The sequence below is a fragment of the Pontiella desulfatans genome (assembly GCF_900890425.1).
In the GTDB taxonomy this organism is placed as follows: Bacteria; Verrucomicrobiota; Kiritimatiellia; order Kiritimatiellales; family Pontiellaceae; genus Pontiella; species Pontiella desulfatans.
In genome coordinates this window covers 543,264-561,022 of the sequence record NZ_CAAHFG010000003.1, presented here as the reverse complement: position 1 = coordinate 561,022, position 17,759 = coordinate 543,264, and the positions used below count along the sequence as shown (strand labels likewise).

General features: G+C 57.4%; 19 protein-coding genes. 7 read left to right on the top strand and 12 right to left on the bottom strand.

Annotation, left to right across the window (positions count from 1 at the left end; genetic code table 11):
• On the bottom strand, nt 1–1,143 hold the full coding sequence (locus tag E9954_RS23425; RefSeq protein WP_136081709.1) for a Re/Si-specific NAD(P)(+) transhydrogenase subunit alpha: 1,143 nt from the start codon (nt 1,141–1,143) through the stop codon (nt 1–3).
• A 304-nt stretch (nt 1,144–1,447) separates the two neighbouring features.
• Between E9954_RS23425 and E9954_RS23420 the strand changes: the two genes are divergently transcribed.
• Nucleotides 1,448–2,401, top strand: coding sequence for a tetratricopeptide repeat protein (locus E9954_RS23420; protein WP_136081708.1), 954 nt, complete (start codon nt 1,448–1,450; stop codon nt 2,399–2,401).
• Between the two features lie 8 nt (nt 2,402–2,409).
• Here E9954_RS23420 and gltA read toward each other — a convergent pair whose 3' ends face one another.
• From gltA to E9954_RS23380, 8 genes are all read right to left on the bottom strand, one after another.
• Entirely contained in the window at nt 2,410–3,831 is a 1,422-nt protein-coding gene (gene gltA, locus E9954_RS23415; protein ID WP_136081707.1) for an NADPH-dependent glutamate synthase, read from the bottom strand.
• Nucleotides 3,828–4,664, bottom strand: coding sequence for a sulfide/dihydroorotate dehydrogenase-like FAD/NAD-binding protein (locus tag E9954_RS23410; protein ID WP_136081706.1), 837 nt, complete (start codon nt 4,662–4,664; stop codon nt 3,828–3,830). The genes gltA and E9954_RS23410 overlap by 4 nt, the downstream gene beginning before the upstream one ends.
• Before the next feature lie 119 nt (nt 4,665–4,783).
• The gene (locus E9954_RS23405) at nt 4,784–5,527 is read right to left on the bottom strand and encodes a type III pantothenate kinase (RefSeq protein ID WP_136081705.1); all 744 of its coding nucleotides are present in this window, start codon (nt 5,525–5,527) and stop codon (nt 4,784–4,786) included.
• Complete coding sequence (locus E9954_RS23400) at nt 5,524–6,354, bottom strand: GxxExxY protein (RefSeq protein WP_136081704.1); 831 nt, start codon at nt 6,352–6,354, stop codon at nt 5,524–5,526. The genes E9954_RS23405 and E9954_RS23400 overlap by 4 nt, the downstream gene beginning before the upstream one ends.
• A 74-nt stretch (nt 6,355–6,428) precedes the next feature.
• Nucleotides 6,429–7,298: a carboxylating nicotinate-nucleotide diphosphorylase gene (gene nadC / locus E9954_RS23395; protein ID WP_136081703.1), complete on the bottom strand. Its 870-nt coding sequence runs from the start codon at nt 7,296–7,298 to the stop codon at nt 6,429–6,431.
• 30 nt (nt 7,299–7,328) lie between these two features.
• Entirely contained in the window at nt 7,329–8,834 is a 1,506-nt protein-coding gene (locus tag E9954_RS23390) for a DNA cytosine methyltransferase (RefSeq protein ID WP_136081702.1), read from the bottom strand.
• A 1-nt stretch (nt 8,835) separates the two neighbouring features.
• On the bottom strand, nt 8,836–9,702 hold the full coding sequence (locus E9954_RS23385; protein ID WP_222847291.1) for a TdeIII family type II restriction endonuclease: 867 nt from the start codon (nt 9,700–9,702) through the stop codon (nt 8,836–8,838).
• Complete coding sequence (locus tag E9954_RS23380; RefSeq protein WP_136081701.1) at nt 9,692–10,741, bottom strand: AI-2E family transporter; 1,050 nt, start codon at nt 10,739–10,741, stop codon at nt 9,692–9,694. The genes E9954_RS23385 and E9954_RS23380 overlap by 11 nt, the downstream gene beginning before the upstream one ends.
• Before the next feature lie 157 nt (nt 10,742–10,898).
• Between E9954_RS23380 and E9954_RS23375 the strand changes: the two genes are divergently transcribed.
• The 4 genes from E9954_RS23375 to E9954_RS23360 all read left to right on the top strand — a co-directional run bounded on the left by E9954_RS23375 (nt 10,899) and on the right by E9954_RS23360 (nt 13,165).
• Nucleotides 10,899–11,150 carry an AbrB/MazE/SpoVT family DNA-binding domain-containing protein gene (locus E9954_RS23375; RefSeq protein ID WP_136081700.1) on the top strand — a complete coding sequence of 84 codons (252 nt, stop codon included), beginning with the start codon at nt 10,899–10,901 and terminating at the stop codon, nt 11,148–11,150.
• Nucleotides 11,140–11,295 (top strand): type II toxin-antitoxin system VapC family toxin, encoded by a 156-nt coding sequence (locus E9954_RS23370; protein ID WP_136081699.1) that lies wholly within the window; start codon nt 11,140–11,142, stop codon nt 11,293–11,295. The genes E9954_RS23375 and E9954_RS23370 overlap by 11 nt, the downstream gene beginning before the upstream one ends.
• A 178-nt stretch (nt 11,296–11,473) precedes the next feature.
• Nucleotides 11,474–12,853 (top strand): IS4 family transposase, encoded by a 1,380-nt coding sequence (locus E9954_RS23365; protein ID WP_222847290.1) that lies wholly within the window; start codon nt 11,474–11,476, stop codon nt 12,851–12,853.
• Nucleotides 12,854–12,862: 9 nt separating this feature from the next.
• A complete protein-coding gene (locus E9954_RS23360; RefSeq protein ID WP_136081697.1) occupies nt 12,863–13,165 on the top strand; it encodes a PIN domain-containing protein in 303 nt (100 codons plus the stop codon).
• Between the two features lie 218 nt (nt 13,166–13,383).
• Here the strand turns inward: E9954_RS23360 and E9954_RS23355 are convergent, their stop codons facing one another.
• Nucleotides 13,384–14,790 carry a phospholipase D-like domain-containing protein gene (locus E9954_RS23355; protein ID WP_168442529.1) on the bottom strand — a complete coding sequence of 469 codons (1,407 nt, stop codon included), beginning with the start codon at nt 14,788–14,790 and terminating at the stop codon, nt 13,384–13,386.
• Between the two features lie 219 nt (nt 14,791–15,009).
• Between E9954_RS23355 and E9954_RS23350 the strand changes: the two genes are divergently transcribed.
• Nucleotides 15,010–15,726 (top strand): hypothetical protein, encoded by a 717-nt coding sequence (locus tag E9954_RS23350; protein ID WP_136081695.1) that lies wholly within the window; start codon nt 15,010–15,012, stop codon nt 15,724–15,726.
• The gene (locus E9954_RS23345; protein ID WP_136081694.1) at nt 15,723–16,691 is read left to right on the top strand and encodes a hypothetical protein; all 969 of its coding nucleotides are present in this window, start codon (nt 15,723–15,725) and stop codon (nt 16,689–16,691) included. Before E9954_RS23350 ends, E9954_RS23345 begins: the two co-directional genes overlap by 4 nt.
• Before the next feature lie 107 nt (nt 16,692–16,798).
• On the opposite strand, the gene E9954_RS32720 is transcribed toward E9954_RS23345, so the two are convergent.
• Nucleotides 16,799–16,972 (bottom strand): hypothetical protein, encoded by a 174-nt coding sequence (locus E9954_RS32720; RefSeq protein WP_168442528.1) that lies wholly within the window; start codon nt 16,970–16,972, stop codon nt 16,799–16,801.
• A 211-nt stretch (nt 16,973–17,183) separates the two neighbouring features.
• On the bottom strand, nt 17,184–17,747 hold the full coding sequence (locus E9954_RS23340) for a peroxiredoxin (RefSeq protein WP_136081693.1): 564 nt from the start codon (nt 17,745–17,747) through the stop codon (nt 17,184–17,186).
• Between the last annotated feature and the right edge of the window lie 12 nt (nt 17,748–17,759).

Here is a 17,759-nt window from a genome sequence, read left to right as displayed (position 1 = left end):
CTACGCTCCTTCCTGCCCCAGCAGAGGTTTGATCATTTCGTGGACCACCTGCCCGCCATGCACCAGCAGCGAACCCGTCACAATCTCATCCCCAAGATCGATTTCAAACCGCCCCTCCTTCACCATGTTCAGCAGGAAGGTGCAAATATTCTTTGAAAAGAGCTGCGAGGCATGAACCGATGACCGCGATGGATAGTCGGTGTAGCCGACAATCTTGACGCCATGCCTGTCCACCACCTCGCCCGCAACCGCCCCTTCGGTGTTTCCGCCACGTTCGGCGGCCAGGTCGATGATCACCGATCCAGGCCGCATCGCCTGCAGCATTTCGTCGGTAATCAACACCGGCGCCTTCTTGCCGGGGATCGCCGCCGTGGTGACGACCACATCCACCGTTGCCACCTTGGCTTTCATCTGCTCCTGCTGCTTTTTATAGAAATCGTCCGACTGCGCCTTGGCATAACCGCCTTGGTCTTCGGCATCCGCCGTTTCGAGCTCGAACTCGACAAACCGGGCCCCGACACTCTCGACCTGCTCCCGGACCGCCGGGCGCGTATCGTAGGCCTCAACCACGGCCCCCAGCCTTTTGGCCGTGGCAATCGCCATCAGCCCCGCCACCCCGGCACCAATCACGAACACCTTGGCCGGGGTGATCGTACCGGCGGACGTCATCAGCATCGGGAAATATTTCGGAAGCAGCCCCGCCGCTTCGATCACCGCGCGGTAGCCGCCGATGGCCGCCATCGAACTCAGCACATCCATGCTTTGCGCCCGCGTGATGCGCGGAACAAACTCCAGCCCGAAGCCACTGATCTGTTTGGAAGCCAGCTGCTGCATCAGGTCCATACGGAAGAAGGCATCCATCAGGCAGACGAGGGTAATCCCCTCCTTCATCCGATCCACTTCACCCGGCTCGGGCGGACGCACCTTGAAAACGATGTCGGCGGCCTGATAAAGCTCCTCCGCACCGCCGGCAATTCCAGCACCGGCATCTTGATAGGCCTGGTCGGCAATGAACGCACCGGCCCCCGCCCCGCTCTCGACCAGCACCTCGAATCCCGCCTGGGTGAGCGCCGAAATGGATGCGGGAATCAGAGCCACCCGGTTTTCACCCGGCAGGATTTCTTTCGGAACAGCAACAAGCATCGGCGCACCTCGCAACGGATTAGTGTAAGAAAGCTTATCAGCTATTACACCATTCCAAAATCGCCGTCAAGGATTCGAAGGAAAATGCAGACCGTCACGGAACTGTCCACGACCGTGGACAGTTCCGTGACCTCCAGCCCAGGGAGGGCAGACACGAAAGTTCCCGGTCGGCATGACCCAAAGATTGAAAAACCAGTGACTCTATGTTGTCATCCGCCTACACCTTTAAGTCCTGCTATCCATTCGCACGGAACAAAAAGGCTAGCAATCCAAACTATTTATCCACATCACCGAGGTATCCTATATGAAGAATAAATGCCCAATCTGCAGCAAAGGCAAGCCCAGGCGCGAATGCCGGCTCCAGGAAAACACCCCCATCTGCTCTCGCTGCTGCGCGGAAATACGCGGCACCCACTGCGAGGGTTGCCCGCACTATGCCGAGGTCCTGCGTCATCAGGCCGAACGCTGGAATGCGGGCACACTGCCGGACGGGCACTTCATCGCCGAAATCAATCCCGAAGTCCAAGATGCCGTCGATTCCGCATTCCAACTCCAGCAGAATGGAGACCTGAACGGAGCGATGGAGGCCATGGAACAGTTGGCCTCGGAACATCCGCGCAACCACGATGTCTGCTACGGAATGGGGACCTTGCACGCCATGAACAACAATCCGGCCGAAACCGTTGAATGGCTCAAGAAAGCCGTCGAAATCCTGCCCTATTTCCCCGAAGCCTATTTCAACATGGCCGAAGCGTACCGGAAGCTTTACTCAATCGGGGACATGGTGCGCGCCCACCGCAAGGTCGTGGAATACGGTGACCCAGGGGAAGAATACTACCGTTCCGCCAAAGAATCCCTCGAACATACGGCACAGGTGATCCAGGAGAATAATGGGATCGGGCTCAATGCCTACCTTGAATCAGAAGCGGCATTCAACAAAGCCTTCGCGCTCATGGAGGAGGAGCAACAGTGGGAGAAGGCGCTCGCAGGCTTCCAAGCGGCGGCCGCCCTGCACGACCTCAACGCCCCCACGCACGGCAACATGGGGCTATGCCTCGCCTACCTTGGCCGCAAGGCGGAGGCACTGGCCAAGTTTGACCGGGCACTCGAAATAGATCCCGCATACGAACCGGCCATGTTCAACCGCCTGTCCGCCGAAGCAATGGACGAAGGCCACCCGCTCGAAGTCGCAGGCTTCAAGACAATCCACTTCAGCAAGGAACAGGTTGAAAAAAAGAAAGGCGAAGCCAACGCGTAGCGACGGCCCTACCCGGCGAGCATCTCGTTGATGGCGGCGGCGGCGCGGCGGCCTTCGCCCATGGCGAGGATGACGGTGGCGGCGCCGAGCACGATGTCGCCGCCGGCATAGATTTTATCGAGGGAGGATTTTCCGTTTTCATCCACCACAATGTTGCCCCACTTGTTGGTTTCGAGGCCGGGGGTGGTTTGGCGGATGAGCGGATTGGAATCGTTGCCGATGGCCACGATGACGGTATCGACATCGATCTCGAATTCGCTACCCGGGATTTCGACGGGGCGGCGGCGGCCGGAGTCGTCGGGTTCGCCGAGCTCATATTTGAGGCATTCGATGCCGGCCACCCAGCCGCGCTCGTCGGAGAGGATGCGCTGGGCGTTTTCGAGCATGTGGAAAACGATGCCCTCCTCCTTGGCGTGGTGCACCTCCTCGACGCGGGCGGGCATTTCGACCTCGGTGCGGCGGTAGATGAGGTGCACTTCCTTGGCGCCGAGGCGCACGGCGGTGCGTGCGGCATCCATCGCCACGTTTCCGCCGCCGAGCACGGCGACCTTTTCGGATTCGAAGATCGGGGTGTAGGCGTTCCCTTTGTCGTAGGCGCGCATGAGGTTGGAGCGGGTGAGGTATTCGTTGGCGGAATAGACGCCAACGAGGTTTTCGCCCTCGATGTTCATGAAGCGCGGCAGGCCGGCGCCGGTGCCGATGAAGAGCGCGTCGAACCCGTCGTGTTCCAGCAGGTCGTCGATCTTGCGCGTGCGGCCGACCACAAAGTTGGTTTCGAGTTTGCAGCCCATGGCGACGAGCGTGTCGATTTCCTGCTGGACGATCTTCTTGGGCAGGCGGAATTCGGGAATGCCGTAGATCATGACGCCGCCGGGCTTGTGGAACGCCTCGAACAACACCACGTCGTGCCCCTCGCGGCGGATGTCGGCGGCGACCGTGAGGCCGGCGGGGCCGGTGCCGACAACGCCAACCTTCTTGCCGGTGGGTGGCTTGGCAACGGGGGCTTCGATCAGGCCGTTCTCGCGCTCCCAGTCGGCGACATAGCGTTCGAGGCGGCCAATGCTTACGGCCTTTTCGACCGACTTCAGCGCCTTGCCCACGGTGCAGGGCGCCTGGCACTGGGTTTCCTGCGGGCATACCCGGCCGCACACCGCAGGCAGTAGGCTATTCTCCTTGATGACGGCGATGGCCTTGGCGTTGTCGCCCTCGGCGATGGCCTGGATGAAGCCGGGGATATCGATGCCGACGGGGCACCCGGAAATGCAGGGGGCGTTCTTGCATTGCAGGCAGCGATCGGCTTCGAGCTTCGCCTGTTCGGCGGTGTAGCCCTGGGCGACCTCCTCCATATTGGAGCGGCGGGCGACGGAATCCTGTTCGGGCATGGCCTGCGCCGGGATGGCCATGCGTTCCTTGGGGGTCAACGTGCTCATCGGTATTGCTCCATTCTGCAGACGTGGTTGCTCTCCTGCTTCTTGTAGGAGCCGAGCCGGATCATCAGGTTATCGAAATCGACCAGGTGGCCATCGAACTCGGGGCCATCGACGCAGACAAATTTGGTTTCGCCCCCGATGGTGACGCGGCAACCGCCGCACATTCCCGTGCCGTCGACCATGATGGCGTTGAGCGACACCACCGTGGGCACATCGAACTCCTTGGTGGTGGAGCTGCAAAACTTCATCATGATCGGAGGCCCGATGCAAACGGCCAGGCTGGGCTTGTTCTCGCGTGCGCAGACCTCGGCCAGCGGTTCGGTCACAAGCGCCTTGCGGCCATAGGAGCCATCGTCGGTACAGATGATGATCTCGTCGGCGATATCGGTCATTTGCTCTTCCAGGATGAGCAGCTCCTGGTTGCGAGCCCCGAGAATGATCGTGACTTGGTTGCCGGCGGCCTTGAGCGCCTTGGCGATCGGATGCAGCGGCGCAATCCCAATGCCGCCGCCCACGCAGACCACGGAACCGAGGTTTTCGATATGGGTCGGGGTGCCCAGCGGCCCCACCAGCGCGGCAACCTTGTGCCCAACTTCGAGCTGGGCCAGCAGTTCGGTGGTTCGGCCCACCACCTGGAATACGATGGTGATGGAACCTTCTTCGGGATCGGCATCGGCAATGGTGAGGGGGATGCGCTCCCCCAGCTCGTCATCGACCTGGAGAATGATGAACTGCCCCGGCTGGCGCTCGCGCGCGATCAACGGCGCCTCCAACCGCATAAGGTACACGGTTTCCGACAGTTGCTCCTTGAAATAGATCGTGCTTGAAGTCATTCCCCACCCCGCATGGTTAGTCTAATCGTTAGTTTGAACCAAAATTTACCGGATTTCCCGCCTCTGGCAAATATTTTCTCCTCCAACACATTACCCGCAAAATTATATCCCAAAGAAAACTACAAATTCAGCTCCCCAATAATGCCAACCCCCCGCAGCGTGAGCTTGGGATCGATGGTTGCGGAGACATCCCAGTCCTTGAAAATCCAACCGGCATAGCCGCCGGTGCAACAGACCGGCAACGGATCGACCCCGAAGTCATCCTCCAAAGCCGCGAGGATTTCGCGCACCATGCCGCGATACCCCAGGCGAGCGCCAATCTGCATGGCCTGCTCGGTATTGCGCCCGACCACGGCCTTGGTCTTGGAAGGCGCCACATGCGGCAGCAGCGCGGTTTTTTCGGCCAGATAGTCGAACATGAGCGGCAGGCCGGGGCAGATGATCCCGCCAATATACCCGCGTTGGGGATCCAGAATATCGAAGGTGAGCGCCGTGCCGAAATCGCACACCACCGAGGGCGTTCCGAGCAGGCGCACGGCGGCGGCGGCGTTGGCCAACCGATCGGCGCCGATTCGTTCGGGCTTGGGGTAGTCGACCGCCACCCCCAGCTCCAGCTCGTGCGTCACAAACAGCGGCTTCGGCAATCCCGCCGCCTTGAGCACCTTTTTCCAGCGCGCGTTCACCGGCGGAACCACCGAGGCAACCACCACGCCGTCCACCGGCTTGGCTGAGATGAGCGGCAATAGCTCTTCCTGGGTTTTGAAGCGCGAAGCGCACCGCCCCACCCCGGAAACCTTCCCGTTGCGGAAATAGCCGATCGAAGTGCTCGTGTTGCCGATATCTATGACAAGAATGGTATTCATTTTTTTACAGGACGATTGATAACAGGACTATTTTTCAGGGTGGTTAATTGGATTTTGTTACGGTTGAAATTGACCCACTGGATGCCGTTTAGATTCGTATGTTCTAAAAACCTCATTAGATGCTTCCGGTATTGATTCTGATGCTGAACAACGGATGAAACGTGCAAACAAAATGCCTCGCCTAGCAACGGGAGCGTATGTTGGCCCGCCGTCCTATCGCCGATGATGATCTCTACCGGCGAACATACTTTTTCCTCGCCACCCAAGAAATGTACCAAAGCATCCCTATACAGGTTGACATCAAGATAGGCACCCCACTCCGCCAATATAATTTTTACAATCCTCGAGAGTCGTTGACTGGATTTCAAATTTTGATCCCATTCCGATTCCTCCACCGAAAAAGCGAAGCGTGCCGCGAAACCCACTGTCGTCGACACGAAACGGTGCTGAATCGAAGGCGATGCAAAGTTCACGAGTTTCCCCTCCTTTAACCCGGAGAGAAACATATAATTAAGTAGCTGGGATTCGTGGTTCCCATCAAGGTTATCAACCGCCTTAAGTTCGTATAATGCGCCGCCATTCATCAATGCATCCACATAATAGGACTTGCGGAAGGAGTCCAACGACACCACGATTTCCCCTTCAGAAACAACGACAATCCCTTCCGACGAACAACGTGCAGAAACTTCCGCTTGATAAATCGATTCGTGATACAGACGCCCCAGCTCGTTCTGGACATCGAACACATGCCGCATCACTTGATAGTCAATTTCGTGAAAACGCGATTTCGACATTTCCTTCACATCGAATAGGCACTGCACCGGCATTCACGTCTCCCTAGATCAAACTACATTCCCTTTAAAAAAATAGTCCTGTTATCAATAGTCCTGTGAATTCCCGCCTATTCCACGAAGTCGAGGGCGAGGTCGATGGACGGCGCGGAGTGGGTCAGGGCGCCGACGGAGATGGCATCGACGCCGGTCTGGGCGATGTCGTGGATGGTGTTGAGGTTGATGCCGCCGGAGGCCTCGGTTTTGCAGATGCCCTTGCAGAGCGCCACGCATTCGCGCAGGACGTTGGGCGGCATGTTGTCGAGCAGCACCCAGTCGGGCTTGGTTTCGAGCGACTCCTTGAGCTGTTCGATGGTATCGACTTCGACCTCGATCTTGAGGTCGGGATATTTGGTGCGGGCGGCGGCTACGGCTTCGCCGACGCCGATGCCGTGGGTGCGCTCCCACGAAGCTAGATGGTTGTCCTTAATGAGCACGGCATCGAACAGGCCGTAGCGATGGTTGACCCCGCCGCCGCAGCGGACGGAATATTTCTCGAACGGGCGCAGCAGCGGCGTGGTCTTGCGGGTGCAGAGCAGGTCGACGGCCGGGTTGCCGGCGGCCTTGACATATTGGGCGGTGATGGTGGCCACGCCGCACATGCGCTGGATAAAGTTGAGCGCGGTGCGTTCGGCGGTCAGGATGCTTTTGGCCGAGCCTTTGATGATCAGCACATTGGTCAGGGGGGAAACGGTATCGCCATCGGCGACGCACTCCTCGATTTCGAGTTCCGGATTGACCTGGAGGAAAACCTCCTTCGCCACGCCAACCCCCGCAACCACGCACGCCTCGCGCGCAACCAGATGCGCTTCGGCCATGGCCTCGGCCGATACCAGCGACTCCGTGGTGACGTCCACGCCGATGTCGCCCAGGTCTTCCTTCAACGCCAACGCAATCGATTCCTTTACTTCGGGTCTTCTAAAAATGTCCGGTAATTCCATATTCCTATCCTCGGTTTAATCAAATCCTCATCAGGACCCCGCCGCCACGGATGTGCGGGAACCCGGTTTTTTCGTTTTCGGGGCAAACACCCCGGTTTCCAGAATCGCCTTGCATAACATGTCGATCACCGGAACGGAAACACTGTTCCCAACAAGCTTCATCCAGCGGGCCCGGGCATCCGGCAGCCTGAATTCGCCAGGGAAGCCCTGCATCAGGCAGGCTTCCCGCTTGGAAATCCTCCGGAACCTACCCGACCTGTAGATCTTTTCAAGGAACTGTCGCCGATAGTCTTCGGTCGTGGTGGGTTCAATGTCGTCCAGGGCAATATAATCGGTGGTATCGCTGGCGACCAGCGTGGGGAAGCGGTCGGAGCTGGGCAGAAAGATCCGGTTCACCCCGAAGAGTCCCGTGCTGATCTTGGTGTTTTTGAAGTCGTAGCGAATTTCCCGGCAGGTGATGATTCCCTTTTCCTTCAGCGCTTCAACGGTCCGGGCAATCCCCCCCCGCCCCAACCCGAGCGACCGGTTGCCCTTGAGATCATCGATGACCAGCTGCCCGCCCGCCGCGCAGGCGAGCACCATCGACTCCTCTTCCGCCAAGGCATGCCGCTTGGGCGATGCCACGTCGAACAGGTATTCCTCCGCCTCAAGAATGCCCAGGTCCACCAGGGCCAACAATTCGTCCAGCGCCACCGTTGGGTCGAGCGACTGGAAGTGCGGCAACGACAGCGGGTTCCCATCCAGCCTCCCATAAACACGCTTGCGCCGGTTTTGCAGGAGGAGATGGCAAAGATGCTTTTGCCGGTCGGTGGTCTCGAGGATATCCCACGAATGAATCGTGGTGTCTCCGTTGCGCAGGTCGTTGAACAGGAAATAGTCGTTGAAACCGTTCTTGCTCGAAAGGCTCATGACGCGTCCCGGCGAAGCGGTTGCCGCCGCAGGAACCCGGGTCTGGATCCCGAGCAAATCGCCCAGCGTTTTTCGGGCCTCCAGTGGCGGGGGCAACCGGAACCGTTCAAAGCAGCCCTTGTTCCTGAAACCCACGATATAGACACGAACCCGGTTTTGCGGAACGCCATGGTCGCAGGAATTGATGACATGGTGGCGGGCGTGATAGCCCGCTTCCCGGATCCGCTCCAGAATGTGCCCCAGGGCGCTCTCGTTGCGCGGGTCAACCAGCCCCTTCACATTTTCAAAAATGAAGGCCTTGGGCCGGGACTGTTTGAGCAGGTAGAGCGTATCGTTCCACAACTGGCCGCGGTCGTCGTCGAAGCCCAGGTTTTTGCCTGCAATCGACCAGCTTTGGCACGGCACACCGGCGGTCAGCAGATCGTGGGGCGGCAGGGCCTCGATCTTTCGGACGTCGCCCAGGTTGCCATCGGATGCTTCCGCGAAATTATCGCAGTAGGTTTCCACCGCATCGCGGCTGATCTCGCTGAAGCCGAGGCAGCTCCCCCCGTTGGCGGCCAGCGCCATCCGGAAGCCGCCGATACCGGAGAACAGATCCACGAATGTAAACTTGGATTCCTGTTCCATCCTATTTCAGCACTTGCTCGTTGTAGCCGGACGGCGGTTCCATTCCGAGGTATTCGCGGTAGATGCGCTTCTTGTAGTCCAGCCCCAGGGCATTGATTTCCCGGACAAAACTTGCATAGGTTCCCGCGCCGCCGATGAAGTCCCAGAACTCGTTCCCGATGAGCACCACAGGATCCTGTTGCATGTTGAACCAACGGCTCGGGAAGCTCCAGTCGTAGTCCTCCCGCTTGCCGAACGGATTGTACGGGAGGGCAAAAAAGACGTGGTCGACCACGCAGGGGTCCATGGCCAGCAGCTTGAACATCTTTTCCTTGCTGACCTTCGACTGGTCGCTGTTCGGCAGGGGCGCCTTGAGCTCGAACGCATATTTTTCGCCGGTCGATTCGCTTTCGATGTAGATATCGCACAGGACGCTTACCTGATGCGGGGCCCCTTTGCCCTGGCGGATGTAGGCCAGCTCCTCCTTCCACGCGGGATCGATCGGTTTCCGCCCGGCATGCGTGTGCTCCAGCTTGTCGAGTACCTCCTGGATCCGCCGGAGGCGTTCGCTGCCGATGAACCCGGTCACCACATGCCCCATGGAACAGTGCCCGTGGATCTCGCTGGCCACCACTTTCGCCAATTCCTCCCAAACGCCGCCGAAGCGGGTCACGAAGCGGCGCTCGAAATGCGAACCCTTGAAAATTTCGTCCGGCACCAATGCGGCATACAGCGTCTTCTCGGCATGGTGGTCGGCCGCAATGAACGGATCTTCCACCAGCACCGCCTCCATCACCCGATCCATCATCTCGGCAATAACCCGCCGAACGCCCATGGCCATGCGCTCCCTGGACTGGATTCCGATGCCCTCCATCAACCTAGGCTCCATGATCCTTCATGAACTGCTTGCCCGATCCCATCAGGATGCTGATGGGCTTGAGGGCGTCGATGTTCTCGCAGACAATCTTGATGGCGGCGGCGATCGGCACGGAGAGCAGCGCGCCGGTCATGCCCCACATCCAACCGAAAAAGATCAGCGAAAGCAGAATCACGACCGGGCTGAGGTTGAGGCTGTCGCCCATGATCTTCGGCTCAATCACATTCCCCATCGTCATCTGGATCAGCAGCAGGACAATGGCCGTGAAGATCGGTGTCCATACGGAGGGGTAGTATTGCACGATCGACAGCAGGATCGGGGGGATCGAAGCGAGGATCGATCCGATGCTCGGGATAAAGTTCAGGAAAAAGGCCAACGCCCCCCACGTCAGGGAAAATTCGACCTGGAGCAGGGTGAGCGCCAACCAAACCAGCACCCCCGTTGTTCCGCTGATGGCCACCTTGACGACGAGATACTGCCCGATCTGCTTCGAGATCGAGGCCGTCATTTCCGTGAACTGAACCGCCTGCCTGGCCGGAAACGCGGCGGCCACCTTGTATTTGAAGTAGGGTTTGCCCAGCAGCATGAACACCAGGAAGATCAAGACCAACGTCAGCTTGCCCAGGAAGTTGCCCATGAAGCCCGCCACCGAAACCGACATCGCCGCCACCTTCGGGCCGAGCTGTTGCGTCCAGTTGATGTCGGCCAGATAGTCCTCCGGCAGGTCGAGGTTGGCCGTGGCATCCTGATAGATGGCGTTGAGCTGCGAAATGTAGCGGGGCGACTCCGACAGCACATCGCGCACGCGCCCCCCCAGGAACACGCCGCCGAGGTAGCAGACGAAAAGTACCAGCACCAACACGAAAAAGACCGCCAAGCCCAGCGGTACCCTCTTATGCACCAGGTAGTTGACCACCGGGCCGCAAATGTAGGAAAGCAGCCAGGCAATCATCAGCGGGATCACCACCGTCTGCGCCACCTTGAACGCCGCCGCCACGGCAAACACCGCCAGCAGGCTCAGCAACCCCACCATTAAATTCGATCGTTTCATCAAAATCCCCTTTGGACATGGGACTATTGATAAACGACATTGCCCATGATTGAAAGTAGCGAGTAATGCGGAATTAGTGATCAACCAGCCCCCTCCATCCCACGACTTGACAACCGGCAGAAAAGTTATACCCTAAAGTATAACCAAGGAACACCAAATGCTAATGAAGGTATTCAACAAGGGCCAGGTAGTCATCCCCGCCGCCATTCGGAAAGAACTGGGACTCAACGTTGGCGACATGCTGGACATTAATTTGAACAGCGACCGCGCCTGCATTGAACTGAAAAAGGCGGAGAAGGCTTCTGGACGACTCGCCGGATCACTTTCCACGTATGCCCGAGGCAAGACATTCCCATCCAAGAAACAGATGCGCAACGCCTTGGCAAAGGGCATGGCCCATGAAGCATAGCCTGATTGACACCAATGTCATCGTCCGCTATTTGGTCGAAGATCCGGCAACCCTTCGCCCAAAATTCAAAGGCATCTATTCCTTTTTCGAAAAAGTGGAACAAGGAGAGGCCAGGGTCGAATGGCACTTAGTTAAGCCGCTTTGAATGGGATGTTTTCCCCGCAAACATTGCCTCAATTTGTGAATACAGACTTGGATTGTCTTGCGTCATATTGCACTATCTTTACATGCACACGACGCCCCTGTTTTCCATGCAGTTCCATATCCAGACGCTCAGTAAAAAACGACGTACCACCGCGCAACGCTTAGCCGATGAAATCGCTGTGGCAAGAACCCGCAGCCTTGAGCAGCTCAGCACATGCCTGGAGGAGTTCATCCCCGAACACTTGCTGGTTCAGAACGCAAGCGGCAAGCACAGCAGAAGCCGGATATTCACCAAACAAACAACGTTCTGGGCGTTTCTATCCCAGGTTATCAATGCGGACGGCGGTTGCTCCGAGGTGGTTTCCAAGCTCCGGGCGTTTGCTGCGCTCAAATGTCCCTTTGCCATTTCGCCCTCAACGGGCGCGTATTGCTCGGCGCGAAAAAACGTGTTGAAAGAAGAGATAAAGACGGTCTTTGATCATACCGCCGAAACCCTTGATAAAATGGAGCGCCGGGACTTTTGTGATCGTCGCGTCATCGTGGTCGATGGAACCGGGCTGACGGCCCCCGACACGAAAGACAACCAGGAAAAATGGCCGCAGCAAAAGCAGCAACAAGTGGGGTGCGGATTCCCCAGCTTGCGGGTTTGCGCCTGTTTCTCGCTAAAAACCGGCGGCGTATTGAGTTATAGGACAGGGAACAAGAGAAGCCACGAACTGCGTTTGTTTCGGGACCAATGGGATGATCTTTTTCAACCGGGTGACATCAATCTGGCGGATAAGATGTTCAGCAGCTATTTCGAGTTTGCCATGCTTTTAAAACGCGGCGTCGACAGCGTGGTTACCCAGCCCGCGCACAAGCGCAGGCCCATCGCAGAGGAGAATGCGGTCAAGAAGCTTGGCGGCAACGATTTGATCGTGGTCTGGAAAAAGCCGGTCTGGAGTAAGAAGGCCGCCTACTCGCGCGAAGAATGGGAGGCCCTGCCCCAAACACTGACGCTTCGCCAGATCAAGGTCGACGTCACAGCCAACGGGTTCCGCGTGAAATCCTTCTACATCATCACGACCTTGCTCAACCCGGACGAATACCCGGCGAACGACCTTGCCGAACTCTACCTGCGGCGCTGGGAGGTCGAACTCAACTTCGACGATCTTAAGACCACCATGGGGATGGATGAACTTCGCTGCAAGACGCCGGATATGGTGGAGAAGGAACTGCTCATGTACTTCATCGCCTACAACGCCGCCCGCTGGATGATCTGCAAGGCAGCCGGCACGAGCGGTGCCGATCCCATGCGGATCAGTTTCAAGGGAGCGCTTCAGGAACTCAGGAACTGGGAAGGGCAGCTCAACCACCCAAAGACCACCCAGCAAGACAAGCGGAAGCTGATCGCCGAGCTATACCGAGGCATTGCTCTTAAAATCGTCCCGCTCAGGCCCAACCGAAAAGAACCCCGCTGCCTCAAGCGCAGACCCAAGCCCTACCAACTTTTGACCGAACATCGAAGCACCATGAATGAAACCAAACACCGCGATAAATATCGAGCCAAGGCGGCTTAACTAAGTGCCATTCAGGCCAGGGTCCTGTTGCCGGAACTGGTTGTGTTCGAGGCTTTCTTCGTTCTCACCAGCTTCTATGAAGTTCCGCAGGCCGAAGCCGCACACACCCTGAATCTCGTGGTTTCCTTGAAGGGTATCTCGATGCAGGACAAGGGCTTGATGCGGTCGTGTCTGACCATCCTACAAAACAAGAAAATCGACCTGGTCGATGCCTATATCCTTGCCCTCTCCCGGCAAAAGGAAATCAAAACGGTCTATTCATACGACAACGACCTGAAGAAGAATGGTCTGGAATTGTTGAAGATCGAATAGTCAACAGCCGCACCAATAGTTCACGTAGAGCCGGATTGCTACTTTTCCGCCTTGATAATTTGCGTCCGGATATGCTTCAGCCGCCTATCATAATACCTTGCATCATTACCAATGAAGTCCGAGCAATGTCGCTACAGCTTGAGGCAGGTAAATCGTGATGAGTGAGCCGTGAAATGTGATTTCATGGCGAGTCGCGCCTCACTCGTCAATCATCAGGCTCAAAACGTGCCCATGCCGGTGTTTTCCATCCACCAGGCGGTGAAGCGGCGCCAGCGGGAGTTGTCTTCGTAGGTGGCGTAGTCGGTGGTGTAGGTGCGGCCGTCCGGATTGTTCCACCAGCGGTCAAACACCCGACGCGCCCGCTGCATGGCGGGATGTTCGAGCGGGGCGTTGAAGGCAAGGTCGGCTTCGCAGTTATAGTTGTCCATGTTGCGGCGGGTGTAGTTGCAGGAACCGAGCAGCAGCGTCGCGGCTCCATCGGCATGCTCGACATAGAGCATCTTGACGTGGCACTGCTCGCCGTGGGTTTGCGTCCAGCGCAATGGGACACCGCCCTTGACCAGCTTGGCGGCCGACTGCCGGTTCGGCACGCCGTTTTTCTCGAGGCCGAAGGCATCCTTCGAAGGATCCATGATGATGCGGACCTCGCACCCGCGCTCCTTGGCCGCAACAAAAGCCTTCACCACATCCTTATGCGAAAAATAGAACATGCACAGGTCGATGCGGGCTCCGGCCTCGGCGTTGCCCAGCAGCTCCAGCACCTTGTCCCTGATCCGGCTTTCGGTCAGCAGCTCTATGCGGTTGCCAGATGGAAGGGCGGAGGCTTCTCCGCCCGGGCGCTCAGCGAGCGCCCCTCCAGCACCGGAAAATTCAAGAATGGCCGACTCGGCCTCCAGCGCCATTTCCTGCCCGGCGCCATCAATGCGCAGGGCGGTGTTCCAATGCGCGCTGCTGGCGCTGTGCGGATTGGCGCTGGTGATGAGCAACGATTTGTCGGTAACCACGATCTTGCGGTGGTTGGCCTTGAAGTTGAGTAGCTTGAAAATACTGCGCAGCGAAACGCGCCCCTCGCCCATCGGGTTTCGCACGGTGCTCCCCGGCCCGACGCCGAACGGCTTCACCAAAAGCCGCCAAGGCTTGGAATAGAGCGGGTTGCTGTCTTTCATCTGGTTGAGATCCGTCCAGACCACCTGCACGCCCGCCTCTTCCATCGCCTTGAATTGCGCCGACTCGACCGAGCTGTAAACCGAGTTGACCGGGTCGGTGATGAAAATGATCTCCACTTCGGGATCGGCTTTTCTTTTGGCCACCAGCTGATCGGCCAATTCCTGGCTAAGCTGCCGCATGCACGGCCCCGGCACATAGCCAAAATCGTTCACGAGAAAAATATCCAGCAGGATGAACTCCTCCGCCTCCTCGATCATGTTGAATACCGAGTCGTAGATTTCCTGCTTCACCTGACGGACTTCGTTGGTATCCACCCAGGTTTCGTCCACCAACAACGCAACGTTTTCGGCGCGGGTTGCCCCCGAATAGACCATACCCAGTTTCTGCGGGTTGGTCGTGCAACCGGTAAGGATGGTTGCAATGAAACCAAGAAGGGTAGCCACATACTTGTATCGCATATACATCTCCTAAAATTGACCGGCAGATTAGAAGGTTTATCCCGAGTAGAAAACTAAAATGGTCTTTTCTATTTACACACCTCACTCATAGAGATTTTTGCAGGGCAGGACGGTTGGAGGAGCGGAGGTGGGACTTCGCCTTGCTTCGCGCCGCCCACCCCGAATTCCCTTGCAATCCACCCCGCCTTTATCAATGCTTTCCCTTTCTTAGGGGGCAATATGGATTCAGTAATCGTCACAAACTATCTCACCATCACCAACATGGTCACCATGTATTCCCCAGAGGTCGCCGGCCAGGTCGCCGAGAAAAGCATAAACGGCTTCGTCACCTTTTCCGCATGGCTCATCGGCCTCGTTGGATTGCTCCTGGTCATCATGGCGGTTAGGTACGCCATCGATAAAGGCAAACTAGACGCCGTTGCGAGCGAAATAAAAGATCAGCGGAGGGATTTGGATGATATAATCGAGGCCAACAAAAAGACCTCCGGCCAAAACGAAAAAATTAGTGCCAATCTTGTCCTAAACGAAGAAATAACCATCAACCACTTCGCGACCCTTTGGGCGAGTCTTGGGATGGAGTACCAGAGCAAGGATAATCATTCCCAGGCGATCATCCTATATCTCAACGAACTTGAAATCCTCTCCTCCAGTGCAGCCAAACACGTTCCTGAATGCATCGATTGTCTGCTTCGCCTTATTGGCTCCTTCAAGCTGATAAAAGAGAGTCAACCGGAGGGGGTGGGACAGCTGGTGTCATTTATCACGAGGCCTGATAAACAGGTAGACCTTAACAGCATAGTATCCAACATCAATGAAACCAAAGATAGCAAAGCCATAGAGCTCATGGCTCAGGTAATGGACTTTTTCTCAAACCCGCCAACGGAACCAAGCCCCCAAGCACCATCGCCAGAATCTCACCCGGAAGCCCCCGAATGAAAACAACAGCAGCCCTCCTGATCGCCTTCATCGCCGCATCCACGGTCGTCGCCTCACCGGCCATAAAAATCAAAAACCACAGCGTAAACTTCCGCAAAACCAAAAGCGGATCAGCCCTCGACCCCTCCGTCACCATCGACGCCGGCGCACAAACCACCCGCTACGCCACCAGACCCGTCGTCACCATGATCGTGCTCCTGAAAACCAAAGACACCGGAACCCTCGAAGTCGTAAAACTAAACTACGTATGGGCAAACGGCCTCTGGCAAACACACAAAAAGCCCGAGCACACCATTAAGTGGTCGAGAGAGCAGCCCGCCTGCGATTACAAAGAGCTATCCCCAAAAACCCTCCGAACGCCCAAGAAAGAAAAGCTCGAAACCCGCACCTACAAATCCACCCCCAAGATCCTCGCCATAAAAACCCGCCTATACATCGGCGGCCAGCTCGCCGACGAATCCGAAACCAAAGAACGCGCCGGTAAGTCCCCCCAAGGCATCCGCATCACAAAACACGCCATCAACATCGAAAAAGTAAAAAGATACGGCAACTCCGATGTCCACGTCCTGCGCCCCAGCGTCGCCATTCGCAACGACGCCCGCACCACCGTCTACGACACCCGGCCACTCCTCACCATGTCCATCCTCACCAAGGAGACCGGCTCCGGAACCATTGCCGTCCTCAAAACCTACTTCGACTGGGGCGGCGGCGAATGGCTCCCGCAACCCGCCGACTTCGACCCCACCGAAGAATCAATCAAACAACCCCCCTGCGACTACAAAGCCATCGCCAACGAAACCATCCGCGACAAAGCCGAACACGCCTCCGCCTTCTCCGATCTAGGCCTCCCCGACCGCCCCAAGATCCTCGCCACCAAAGCTCGCCTATACATCGCCGGCACCATCGCCGCCGAGCAGGAAGAAAAAACCCGCCACTGCACCTGGAACGACTGGGAAAACATATAAGGAGACACCATATCCGGATCACCATAAGAAACCGAAGCCCTGTTTCCCTGCTCAACATCGCCATCATGATTGTCGTGGCCCTCGGGCTCCTCCTGCTTTTTGGATGCCTAATCGGATGGGCGCTCGGCATCGGCAACATCCGCCACAACCAGCGCATCCTCATCAGCCAGAACGACGAAATCATCGAGCGCCTCGACGCCGCTATCGAGATCCAGCGCGACGCCGCCACGCACCAAGGTATCCACTCCGAACCCGAAACCCTGCGCGTAGAATAACGCCAAGCCCCTAGCCCCGAGCCGCCCCCCCCCAACATCAACCTAGGGGCGGACAAGGACAAACACGGAGACTAGGTCAGTCCTCGGATTTAAGTAAAACTGGGAATAGCAAACCCTTTTCCCGCGTTTCTATAACTCCAATAATACCCAACAAAAAAGGGGGCTAGGCATTGCGCCTAGCCCCCCGGGGGGTGGGGTGTTAACTAACCAGGGGAAGTTAGATTTTTCCTACGAGGTCGAGACCCGGGGTGAGGGTGTCGCTTCCCGGCGTCCAGTTTGCGGGGCAAACCTGGTCGCCATGTTCGTGTACAAATTTTGCGGCTTCGAGCTTACGGAGGGCTTCCGCTGCGCTGCGGCCAATGCCGAGGTCGTGGACTTCGGCGGTCTTCAGTACGCCGTTGGGATCGATGATGAAGGTGCCGCGCAGGGCGAGGCCTTCTTCTTCGATGTAGACGCCGAAGAGCTTGGAAACGGCTCCGGTCGGGTCGGCGCCCATCAGGTAGTTCACCTTGCCGATGGCTTCGGACTCGTCGTGCCACGCCTTGTGGACAAAAGCGGTGTCGGTGCTAACGGAGATAACCTCAGCGCCAGCTTCCTGGAATTTCGGATAGAGCGCCGCCACGTCCTCGAGTTCAGTCGGGCAGACGAAAGTGAAGTCGGCCGGGTAGAAAACCACCACAACCCACTTTCCTTTATAATCGGAAAGCTTGATGTCCTTGATCTCATCATTCTGAAATGCAGCCATTGCGAATTCAGGCACTTCCTGACCAATCCTAACCATTTTTCTTCTCCT

Coding starts and splice junctions, on each gene's coding strand:
- E9954_RS23370 (WP_136081699.1), top strand. CDS start 11,140: ATGAAGCATAGCCTGATTGACACCAATGTCATCGTCCGCTATTTGGTC.
- nadC (WP_136081703.1), bottom strand. CDS start 7,298: ATGGAATTACCGGACATTTTTAGAAGACCCGAAGTAAAGGAATCGATT.
- E9954_RS23405 (WP_136081705.1), bottom strand. CDS start 5,527: ATGAATACCATTCTTGTCATAGATATCGGCAACACGAGCACTTCGATC.
- E9954_RS23340 (WP_136081693.1), bottom strand. CDS start 17,747: ATGGTTAGGATTGGTCAGGAAGTGCCTGAATTCGCAATGGCTGCATTT.
- E9954_RS23345 (WP_136081694.1), top strand. CDS start 15,723: ATGAAAACAACAGCAGCCCTCCTGATCGCCTTCATCGCCGCATCCACG.
- E9954_RS23400 (WP_136081704.1), bottom strand. CDS start 6,354: ATGCCGGTGCAGTGCCTATTCGATGTGAAGGAAATGTCGAAATCGCGT.
- gltA (WP_136081707.1), bottom strand. CDS start 3,831: ATGAGCACGTTGACCCCCAAGGAACGCATGGCCATCCCGGCGCAGGCC.
- E9954_RS23425 (WP_136081709.1), bottom strand. CDS start 1,143: ATGCTTGTTGCTGTTCCGAAAGAAATCCTGCCGGGTGAAAACCGGGTG.
- E9954_RS23385 (WP_222847291.1), bottom strand. CDS start 9,702: ATGGAGCCTAGGTTGATGGAGGGCATCGGAATCCAGTCCAGGGAGCGC.
- E9954_RS23350 (WP_136081695.1), top strand. CDS start 15,010: ATGGATTCAGTAATCGTCACAAACTATCTCACCATCACCAACATGGTC.
- E9954_RS23375 (WP_136081700.1), top strand. CDS start 10,899: ATGCTAATGAAGGTATTCAACAAGGGCCAGGTAGTCATCCCCGCCGCC.
- E9954_RS23390 (WP_136081702.1), bottom strand. CDS start 8,834: ATGGAACAGGAATCCAAGTTTACATTCGTGGATCTGTTCTCCGGTATC.
- E9954_RS23410 (WP_136081706.1), bottom strand. CDS start 4,664: ATGACTTCAAGCACGATCTATTTCAAGGAGCAACTGTCGGAAACCGTG.
- E9954_RS23420 (WP_136081708.1), top strand. CDS start 1,448: ATGAAGAATAAATGCCCAATCTGCAGCAAAGGCAAGCCCAGGCGCGAA.
- E9954_RS23380 (WP_136081701.1), bottom strand. CDS start 10,741: ATGAAACGATCGAATTTAATGGTGGGGTTGCTGAGCCTGCTGGCGGTG.
- E9954_RS23355 (WP_168442529.1), bottom strand. CDS start 14,790: ATGCGATACAAGTATGTGGCTACCCTTCTTGGTTTCATTGCAACCATC.